General features: G+C 69.4%; 11 protein-coding genes and 1 pseudogene. 9 read left to right on the forward strand and 3 right to left on the reverse strand.

What is annotated here, in order from left to right; translation table 11 throughout:
* Window positions 1-206: pseudogene (locus ACGF0D_RS43430) on the forward strand (hypothetical protein); the annotation flags it as partial.
* Between the two features lie 26 nt (window positions 207-232).
* Here the strand turns inward: ACGF0D_RS43430 and ACGF0D_RS43435 are convergent.
* Together ACGF0D_RS43435 and ACGF0D_RS43440 are read right to left on the reverse strand one after the other, a co-directional pair.
* A complete protein-coding gene (locus tag ACGF0D_RS43435; protein WP_392926021.1) occupies window positions 233-610 on the reverse strand; it encodes a hypothetical protein in 378 nt (125 codons plus the stop codon).
* A 133-nt stretch (window positions 611-743) separates the two neighbouring features.
* A complete protein-coding gene (locus tag ACGF0D_RS43440; RefSeq protein WP_392926023.1) occupies window positions 744-1,181 on the reverse strand; it encodes an Imm1 family immunity protein in 438 nt (145 codons plus the stop codon).
* Between the two features lie 78 nt (window positions 1,182-1,259).
* Between ACGF0D_RS43440 and ACGF0D_RS43445 the strand changes: the two genes are divergently transcribed.
* The 6 genes from ACGF0D_RS43445 (at window position 1,260) to ACGF0D_RS43470 (ending at window position 5,778) form a co-directional block, all read left to right on the forward strand.
* Window positions 1,260-1,499 carry a hypothetical protein gene (locus ACGF0D_RS43445; RefSeq protein WP_392877614.1) on the forward strand — a complete coding sequence of 80 codons (240 nt, stop codon included), beginning with the start codon at window positions 1,260-1,262 and terminating at the stop codon, window positions 1,497-1,499.
* Window positions 1,500-1,532: 33 nt separating this feature from the next.
* Window positions 1,533-2,066, forward strand: a complete 534-nt coding sequence (locus ACGF0D_RS43450) for a hypothetical protein (RefSeq protein WP_392877616.1) — start codon at window positions 1,533-1,535, stop codon at window positions 2,064-2,066.
* Between the two features lie 477 nt (window positions 2,067-2,543).
* A complete protein-coding gene (locus ACGF0D_RS43455) occupies window positions 2,544-2,753 on the forward strand; it encodes a ferredoxin (protein ID WP_392926037.1) in 210 nt (69 codons plus the stop codon).
* A complete protein-coding gene (locus tag ACGF0D_RS43460) occupies window positions 2,743-4,113 on the forward strand; it encodes an NAD(P)/FAD-dependent oxidoreductase (protein WP_392926025.1) in 1,371 nt (456 codons plus the stop codon). The genes ACGF0D_RS43455 and ACGF0D_RS43460 overlap by 11 nt, the downstream gene beginning before the upstream one ends.
* 34 nt (window positions 4,114-4,147) lie before the next feature.
* Window positions 4,148-5,350 carry a cytochrome P450 gene (locus tag ACGF0D_RS43465; RefSeq protein ID WP_392926027.1) on the forward strand — a complete coding sequence of 401 codons (1,203 nt, stop codon included), beginning with the start codon at window positions 4,148-4,150 and terminating at the stop codon, window positions 5,348-5,350.
* 137 nt (window positions 5,351-5,487) lie between these two features.
* Window positions 5,488-5,778 (forward strand): SDR family NAD(P)-dependent oxidoreductase, encoded by a 291-nt coding sequence (locus ACGF0D_RS43470; RefSeq protein WP_392926029.1) that lies wholly within the window; start codon window positions 5,488-5,490, stop codon window positions 5,776-5,778.
* Window positions 5,779-6,303: 525 nt separating this feature from the next.
* On the opposite strand, the gene ACGF0D_RS43475 is transcribed toward ACGF0D_RS43470, so the two are convergent.
* On the reverse strand, window positions 6,304-6,558 hold the full coding sequence (locus tag ACGF0D_RS43475; RefSeq protein ID WP_392926031.1) for a hypothetical protein: 255 nt from the start codon (window positions 6,556-6,558) through the stop codon (window positions 6,304-6,306).
* Between the two features lie 452 nt (window positions 6,559-7,010).
* Between ACGF0D_RS43475 and ACGF0D_RS43480 the strand changes: the two genes are divergently transcribed.
* Window positions 7,011-7,505, forward strand: coding sequence for a hypothetical protein (locus ACGF0D_RS43480; RefSeq protein ID WP_392926033.1), 495 nt, complete (start codon window positions 7,011-7,013; stop codon window positions 7,503-7,505).
* 684 nt (window positions 7,506-8,189) lie between these two features.
* The gene (locus ACGF0D_RS43485) at window positions 8,190-9,050 is read left to right on the forward strand and encodes a hypothetical protein (RefSeq protein WP_392926035.1); all 861 of its coding nucleotides are present in this window, start codon (window positions 8,190-8,192) and stop codon (window positions 9,048-9,050) included.
* Window positions 9,051-9,463: the final 413 nt, after the last annotated feature.

The following is a 9,463-nucleotide window of genomic DNA, read 5'->3' on the forward strand; positions in this document are numbered from 1 at the left end:
CGGTGCTCCCGGCGCTGGAGGCCGCGGTCACCGAGCTCGGTCCCGATCTCGGATTCCGCCTCTTCCTACGGGCGATGAAGGTGTACTTCATCCCCATTGGCCCGGCGCGGCTGAGCCGGTTCGAGGAGATCGGCCGCAGGCTCGGCTACCACGAGTGGGTCGTCGAGGACGGCAGTCTCAACATCTGGTCAGACCTGGAAGACTGACCGGGACATCGCTCCGGCCCCACCGCTCACGCGGTGGGGCCGGACTCGTTTGAGTCCGCCCGGTTGACGCCGCGCTCGCCCCCTCGGGGTTCCGGAGTAGCAGTCGGCGGGCGCAGGCCGGTGCCACGTCGGGGCCCGGTCGGTTCTGCCCGGTCACATGGGGGTGTGAGCTGGCAGACGACGAGCTCCAGGCGGGGGGCTACGTAGTAGGCGAGCATGCCGCCGGCGACGTCGAGGTAGCGCATCGGCTCGCCGCTGCCCTGGTAGGAGGTGCCGTCCAGGTAGAGCGCCTCAGCGGCCCGGACGAGGTCGGCGGCCCGCCGTTCGACGGCGGCCAGGAAGTCGGCCGGGGCGCCGGCGGTGACGTGCTGCTCGCTGGAGAGGTACTCCCAGCTCCAGGTCACGCGGTCACCGCCGCGTAGGCGGCACGGTAGAGCTCGGCGACGGTTGGCCCCGGTGTGCCATGCGGAACTCGCATGGCACACCGGGAATAGCGTCTTCCCGAACAGTGATAGAGGCGACTACGTCGCTGTCCGGCTAGCCGTCAGGAAATCGCTCCTTCCACGGGACACACGTGGGTCGCTTCCCTCCTGAAATCAGGAACTCTTTGAGGGCGTTTCGAACGATGTCGATTGGAATCTCAACCTGATCCGAGAGTTCGGTCCAGTGTCCGGCAAGGTAGTACACCGGCGCGGCCCTGGTTTCGGGACTCCCTGCAGAAATGACGCTGCCTTCACTATCGGTGAAGGCAACTACGCCGAGATTAACCGCCCTATCCACTCCGATCAGAAGCTCATGGTCGGGCCATTCAGGCCTCATCAAAGGACGATCCAGATGAATAATTTGCGCCAGGTTTTCATGCGCCGGACCGGTCAGAAGTTCATCAATCAGAGAGTCGACCTCGTCGACCGAATTGAGATAGTCGGGTTCGACAATTCGACCATCCCTGTACCGGAGTTCGGCTCGCGTTGCCATTTTTCTCCACTCACCACTTCTTCTTTCCTCTAGCGGTCCCGTAGGGCTTCGACTCCCAGCCACTAGGACATTCAGTCCTTGGATGGCAGGCTCCGGTTCGAGCACGACTTCTACATGAAGATGTGGGCCATGAGCGAGCCGGTGCTGCCGGCGGACTTCATCCTGCTGGACGATCTCGAAATGTCCCTCAGCTGTAGCCTGCGAGCCATGACGCTTGGGACTGGGACGGTACACGGCTTCTGGGCGCGCAGGTTGCTCGCAGACGCGGGCGTTGATCCGGAGGACGGCGACCCCTTCTACGTGAAGATCATTCCGTAGCCGACTACTGGTCAGAGCAGCGAGGAGAAAGTGGTGCCCGTCCTCTTCGAGTTCCGCACCGAAGCGTGGCCCGACAACGGCAAGATCGTGGTGTACGACTCCGATGCCACCGTGCCGAGCAACGAAGCCCTCGTCAGGAGCCGGCGGGATGTGGTCGCCGGGACCGGTTCCCAGATCTACGTCCACAGCCTCCAGGGCACTGCCCCCGCTGCGATCCTGGTTCGCGTGTGGGACGGCCCGGCAGCGACCGGCAGCGACTGGGGAGCCGAGGGCGAACGCGAGGTTGAACTCGACACACCGACAGGATGCGTGGTCATCCGCGCGTTCTCACCCGACATCGCCGGCTGCTTCGACCTGCCACGCCCAGGCCTGTACGAGGGCCGTGTCTCCTGGAAGGGACGCGGGGCCGCCGAGGACCAACAGAGCAGACTGCGTGCCCAACTGGCCACTCCGGAAGGTCAACTCAACTCGGACGCCGTCTTCGCGACCCACCACGAGACTCTAGAAACCTATCGGATCGACCTGTGGTGGACCGCCGAGTCCGAGGACGACGAGGAGGACGAGTAGGAATCACCCGATGTGGCACCTCCGTCGCCCCGAGAGAGGTGCCACCCAGCGCAGCCTGCGCTACCGCGTGCAGTACACCGTCGAGGCGAAGACGACCATCGACGCCCTGCCTGCCGAGCGCCGTGATCTTCTGGAACGGGCGCTGGGATTTCTTGCCGCGACCCCTATCACAAGACCGCGACGGCACCGATCGGCCCGGACGAACACCTGCGGAAGGCCTATGTGGCGCCTGGTGTCGTGGTGGAGTTCATGGTCGCCGACCACGTGCTGGTCGTCGTCGTGCTCCAGGTCTTCGACGAGCTCCAGTACCTGATCGACGAAGCCGACGCACGCTGAGGAGCGCTCCGCCAGCGCGGGGGTCAGCCGACACCCGAACCGGCCCGTGCAACGCTCCGCCGGAGTAGCCGGGCGAGCGCCCCGTCCCGCCCGCGCCTAGAAAGGGATGGCGAGCCGAGGCGACGGAGGGAGTGGCCCGTGGTGCGGATCGTCGTGGATCTCACCCGCTGCCAGGCGTACGCGCAGTGCGTGTTCCTCGCGCCGCGCGTGTTCGAGCTGCACGGGGAGGAGTCGTTGATGTACGACCCGGTCGTCCGCGACGGGCAGCTCGACCACGTACGGCGGGCCGCGGCGGCGTGCCCGGTCCAGGCCATCCTCGTGGGCGAGGCGGTGAGCGTCGGTGCCCGGTGACCTCCGGGAGGGACGGATCGTCGTCGTCGGAGCGTCGCTGGCCGGCCTGCGGGCCGCCGAGACGCTACGCGAGAAGGGCTTCACCGGCTCCCTGACCGTGGTGGGCGACGAACCCCATCCGCCCTACGACCGCCCGCCGCTGTCCAAGCAGGTGCTGCTCGGCAAGGCCTCGGCGGACTCCACCGAGCTGCCGATGCGCCGGGACCCGGAGGCCGACTGGCGGCTCGGGGTGCGGGCCACCGGCCTCGACCCGGTCGGCAAGCGGGTCCTGCTGGCCGATGGCGGGTCACTGCCCTTCGACCGGCTGCTGATCGCTACCGGCACCCGGGCACGGCCCTGGCCCAACCCGCGGGAGGCCGCCCTCGACGGCGTGTTCACCCTGCGCACCAGCGACGACGCCGGGCTGCTGGCCGAGCGGCTGGCCGCCGGGCCGCGCCGGGTGCTGGTGATCGGCGCGGGCTTCGCCGGCTCGGAGATCGCCTCGGCCTGCCGGGAACGGGGCATCGAGGTCACGGTCGCCGAACGCGGTCCCGCGCCGCTGGTCGGCGCGCTCGGCGGCACCTTGTCCAAGCTGGCGGCCGGCATGCAGCGGGCCCACGGGGTGGACCTGCGCTGCGGTGTCACCGTCACCAGGCTGCGCGGCGACGGCCGCTTCACCGGCGCGGACCTGTCCGACGGCAGCCGCGTCGACGCGGACGTGTGCGTGGTCGCCATGGGCGCGGTCCGCAACGTCGAGTGGCTCGCGGACGCCGGGCTGGCGGCCGGCCCGCAGGGGGTCGCCTGCGACGCGGGATGCCGCGCCTTCACCATGTACGGGATCGTCACCGACAACGTCTTCGTGGCCGGCGACGTCTCCCGCTTTCCGCACCCGCTCTTCGAGTACCAGATGCTCTCGCTGGAGCACTGGGGCAACGCGGTCGCGCAGGCCGAGGTCGCGGCCCACAACATGGTCAGTCCGGAACCACTGCGCCGCCCGCACCTCGCCGTCCCGGTCTTCTGGTCGAGCCAGTTCGGGTTCAACATCAAGTCCGTGGGCGTCCCCACCTTCTCCGACCAGGTGGTCATCGCCCAGGGATCGCTCACCGCACGCCGCCTGGTGGCGGTCTACGGCTACCGGGGACGGATCACCGCCGCCGTCACCATCAACATGGCCAAGTGGCTGGAGCACTACCAGCGCCTGATCGAGACCGCCGCCCCGTTCCCGCCCGCCCCCGGAGCGGCCGACGGCCACCCGCTGGTGACCGAGTTCCCGCTCCCCTCCGACGTACCGGACCCGAAGGTGCTGTCGCACGGCCCCACCGTCGCACTCACCGGGCACCTGCCGGACCGCCGCCTGACCGTGGTGCGGCCCGGCGGCTGACCGTCCTGTCCTTCCCCACCGCGAGGAGCCCCGTATGGCCGTCGACACCCTGCTGGCGCGGATCAACGACTACGCCAACCGCCCCGACCCCTACCCGCTGTACGCGGAACTGCGCGAGGTGGGAGTCGCGCGTCAGACCGACGGCAGCTACCTGGTCGGCGGGTACTACGACATCACCGCCCTGCTCCACGACCCACGGCTCAGCTCCGACCGCCGCAACCGCTCCCCAGAGTTCGCCACGCCCCCACTGCGGCAGCCCTCCTTCATCCAGTTCGACGATCCCGAACACCACCGGCTGCGTGCCCTGGCGACCCGGCCCTTCGGGCCCCCGCACAGCCCCGGCCGCGTCGACGGGATGCGCGGCGAGATCACCGAGATCACCGAGCAGCTGATCACCGCGCTCCACGGCCGTACCCGGATCGACATCGTCGACGACCTCGCCTACCCGCTGCCCGTCACCGTCATCTGCCGACTGCTCGGCGTCCCCCGCGAGGACGAACCGGTCTTCCACGCATGGACGACCGCGATCATCGAGGGCATCGACCTCACCCCGGGCGCGGCCGACAAGGAGCGGGAACGAGCCGCCGAACAGGCCCGCGAGGAGATGGGACGGTACCTGATGGACCTCGCCGAGCAGCGTCGCGGCCGGCCCGGCGACGACCTGCTCTCCGCCTTCGTCAACGACCCGGACCCGGCCGCACTCACCCGCGACGAGCTGGAGGGCACCGCCGTACTCCTCCTCATCGCCGGACACGAGACCACCGTCAACCTGATCACCAACGGGGTCCTCACCCTGCTGCGCCACCCCGACCAACTGGACCTGCTGCGCCGCGAACCCGCCCTGCTGCCGTCCGCGGTGGAGGAACTGCTGCGCTACGAGCCCCCGGTCCACCTGTTGCCGCAGCGCACGCCGCTGGCCGACCTGAAGGTCGCCGGCACCACCATTCCCCAAGGCGTCCCGGTGATCCTCGCGCTCGCCTCGGGCAACCGCGACCCGAAGCGCTTCCGCGACCCCGACCGGTTCGACCTCACCCGCACGGACAACCAGCACCTCGGCTTCGGCAGCGGCGTCCACATCTGCTACGGCGCGCCCCTCGCCCGGATCGAGGCCCAGATCGCCCTGGGCGCGCTGCTCCCGCTCCTCGGCACCGCGACCCTCCTGGACGACCCGCCGCCCTACCGGTACAGCGCCGTGCTGCGCGGACCCCGGCACCTTCCCGTCGAGCTGTCCGCGTGACCGTCCGTCCGCGTGACCGTCCGTCCGGGTGATCGTCGGCCGCCCTGCCGCGACGCGACCCACCACGCGGCGGCGCGGTCGCGGCATCATCCGCCGCACAACCGCGCCCCTCACGACCCGACACGGAGAACGACGTCATGAACCCGTTCGATCTGACCGGCCGCGTGGCCCTGGTGACCGGAGCAACCAGCGGCATCGGCGCCGCCACCGCGGTGCTGCTGGCCCGGCGCGGAGCGCACGTCCTGGTGGCCGGCCGCGACGGCTCCCGCGGCGAGGCCGTGGTCGACGCCATCCGCGCCCGCGGCGGCAAGGCCGACTTCGTCGCCGCCGACCTGCGCGAGGCGCAGGCGGTGCGGCGGCTCGCGCAGCAGGCCGTGGACCTGGGCGGCCGGGTCGACATCCTGGTGAACAACGCGGTAGGTGGGTGACGACGTAGCGGCGCTGGCCGGAGGCGAGGGCGGTGGCCCCGATCGCGGGCAGCAGCCAGGCGACGGTGTGCACCAGGACGCCGTCCTCCTCGTACCAGCGGACCGTTCCGTCGAGGTGTCGGGCCGATACGAGCCGGGCCGGCCTGATGTTCCAGTCCGCGCTCGCGATGGTCGTCACGGCGCTCTGGATGTCGTCGGCTATGCCCAGGTTCCCCTTCTAGAAAGCGGAGTTGAGTGGTCCGTTCGGCAGGTACCAGCCGGGTCCGACACCTGGGACCCATCGTGCACGACGAGACGTCCGGACCGTCCGCTTCGCCTGGGGACGCTCGTCCCGCCCGGACGCGGACGGGGAGCGTTTCGCGATACCGGGATCGAGCGGTCCCGGGAGATCGGACTGCGGCGACCGTTCGCGGCTGCGGGCACCCGCTCGCCGACCCGGACGAAGGAACCGTGACTCCCCCGCAAGGGCGCAGCGCCCGCCTTCGCGCGGCGCAGGTACGCCCGGCCCGACTGGGCCGGGCGGTGTCATCCCCCGGCATCAACGGCCCCGTTGGGCTCAGCTGCCGACGATGCGAACACGTCCCCGATCAACCCGGAGGACCCGGCGTCGAGGGGGCCGGGACGAACAGCCGGCTCCGCCGCGATCTCCTCGGGCTGCACCGTTCCCCGGGTCCAGTCGGCCAGGGCCCTCACCATCTCCAGCACCACCTGCTGGCGCCGCTCCGGCAGGAACGGCCAGCAGATCCACGCCGGTGCGGACAGCACGACGACCACGACCACGGGCAACACCCTCAGCCCGGCTGCGGCGTGCCGAAAACCTACGAAACCCAACGGAAGCCAGCCTCAATCCGCGTACGGCGCGGGGTCAGACCTGCCTGATCTTCGACTCGAACAACAGTGCCCTGAGGCCAGAAAAGATCTAATTGCAGGCTTTTTTTTGAGACGGCCGTTGAGGATCAGCGGACCAACGGCAGACGGGCACATGGCCCGGGCCAGAGCGTAGAGGGCGAGCACTTCACGGTCCGACTCGGGCCCGTGCGCGGCGTGGCGGCCGTCGTGCGCCCCAGCAAAATCCCGATGCGGGGAGCGGGCTCCGGCATGCCGACTCCTTCATGGCGGTCCCGTGAGAGGGGGGACCAGGGGAACTCCGGCATGCCCCTCGTCGGGCCCGGGCAGGCTCGTTGAGTCGTACGGCCGGGTACGTTCCGGCTCACGGGAGCGAGGAGAAGTCCATGGGTCAGGGCACAGACTGGGCCGATCACCGGGCGCTGGCCGACCGGCTGGCCCGGAAAGCCGAGAAGCGAACCGGGGAGAACCACGTCACGGAGACCACCGGCGAGGGCTTGGCCGCCATCGCCCACGTCCTGCTGGGCAGCCTGCCGAACCGCAGAAGCCCGAAGGTGTGGCTGGGCGTACGAAGCGGCTCCGCAGAGGAGGGCGGTTTCTGGGTCTCGGCCGACCGGATCATCGCTTCGCGGGTCCGCCCGGCCGACAGGAAGGACATCTGGATCCTGGAGGTGTTCGTCCCCGAGTTCGCGCCGGACCAGTGGTTGACCGTCACCGTCGGCTCCGGCGAATGGTTCGAGCTGAACGCCCCCGACCAACTGCTGGACAGGCTCGAGAAGACCGCACGCGGCGACGAGCCGCACGTGTCGTCGGTCTTCCTCCAGGCCTTTTTCCCCCGCACCGACGGCAAGGACGGACTGGAGTTCAACCGGAATGACTGACGGCAGGAGGAGGCGGGCAGGGCCTCGATTGGCTGCGCACGCCTCCTCCTTTAACGGGATCGCGCGGTCCCGGGATCACGGAGCCTCGTTCGACTCTGACTCATCCGGGACCTCCCACCACACCCGGCTGGTGCACCGCCAGGCTTGGACCGCATCCGCGGCGGTGCGACGTCCAGTGGGTCACCGACATCGCATGCGAGTGCGAGCTGTGACCACCCGATCGATCTCCCGAGCGTTACGAAAGTCAGTTTAGTGAGCCGTCTCGCACGTTAGCTCTCTGACCAGGCCAGACAGGCGATTTGACGGGCGATCTGGTGGCGGGTGCCACCACCTCCCCGGTCCGCGAGGCGGTGAACGCCTGATGACACAGCCCCAGACCGGCGCCGACCTCGCCCGCACCTCCCAGCACGCGGCCCGCCAGGCCGCCCGCACCAACGGCACCATCCCGGCACAGCGCACTGCTCGTGCGGTCCGGGCCGCCACCACTGCGCGTCGCGGTCCGCGAGGGCCCGAGCTCCTCGCGGAGGTCTTCCTCGCCCTGGTCGCCGCGCACAGCTGGACGCCTGCGGCGCGGAGCACCTCGCTCGATCAGAGGCTCCTACCAGTGACCCCGGATAGGCCAACGCAGAGGGGATGATGGTCTGCGCAGGTCACAGTGCAGGCGAGTTCGTACGGGGGGATGCAGTGATCAAGGTGGAGCGCCACGGGGCATTCAATGTCAACTGTGTCGGGCTGGAGCGTCTGCCGTTCCCGATGAGTTTCAGCGTCCGTGAGGCTGGCGGCTCGTGGATGATCAGCGCGGCGGCTGCCCGGGCCGGAGAGCTGATCGACGTTCTCACCCGGACGGCGAACGACACGGTCGTCGTGAACCTGGCGACGAACAGTTTCCTGGACGAGGACTACCAGCAGTGGCGGCCGTCCCTGATCGCGGCGGAGCAAGGGGTCGACTGCACCGTCCACCCGGTCGGGGCATGGGCCGCTGACTCCATCGAGCTCGGCGAGGAGTTCCTGGTGATGCACCGGAACAGCCTGCCCCGATTCCTGAGCAGCGGCTGGTCGCCCTACGAGCTGTCACTGGTCGACGTTCCGGCGGGCGCGACACCTGGGCAGCTCGATGAGCTCGCTCTGGTCATCGGCACGGCCGCCGCCGACGAGCCAGTCCTCCCTCGCCTCGACGGCTCGCATTTCTGGTTCTCCGGACACGACGACTGCTATCTGGCGGTGGAATCGACGGATCCGGCCATGCCCTCGTCAGTCCTCGGCCGATTGCTGGCCCTGCTGGCCGGGTCCGCTCTGATCGATGCCAGTGGAGCCTCATCAGTGGGCGTCCCGGAACCAGCCGATGCGCTACCAGAGCAGCTGATTGCTGAGAGCCCCCACTGGATGGGAGCCGTCGGGAACGCATCCGGGACCACGGTGACCCTCAAGTTGTCGCCTATGTCTCAGCGGTGGCGCCTTGGCCAGCAGCTGCCGAAACAGGCCGGCTATACGGCGACGCTCGACCTGGCCCACGGCATGTGGCATCTCACCGCTGGCGAGTCATAGGGTGCACCTTCAGCCCCGCTGGTGACAGCAAGTGACGATGCGAAGCCCTGGCCGAGCATACTCAGATCACCCGATCACAGACTCCTACCAGTACCGGACCCCGAGGACGGCGACGGCCGACCGGGACGACGGTGGCGAGCAGGACGTTGACCAGCGACCCCAGAACGAGCCGACGACTCCCGGCCTGACAGGATCACCATCGGTGCGCGCCACACCCCATTGCCCGTAACGCGCACGACCCACACCTCCCAACTGCCGCTTTTGAGCTCACCTCGGCTGGACCCCAGGAGGCGCCACAGGAAGCCGCTGGCCCCGATACACGGCCAGGTGTGCGAGGTCGTGGCCGCCGAGAACGCCGGACCGGGCACGGCGCGGCCGGAGGGCCGGCGACACCGGGATCGACATTCCGCACA

The sequence above is a fragment of the Kitasatospora sp. NPDC048298 genome (assembly GCF_043201465.1).
In the GTDB taxonomy this organism is placed as follows: domain Bacteria; phylum Actinomycetota; class Actinomycetes; order Streptomycetales; family Streptomycetaceae; genus Kitasatospora.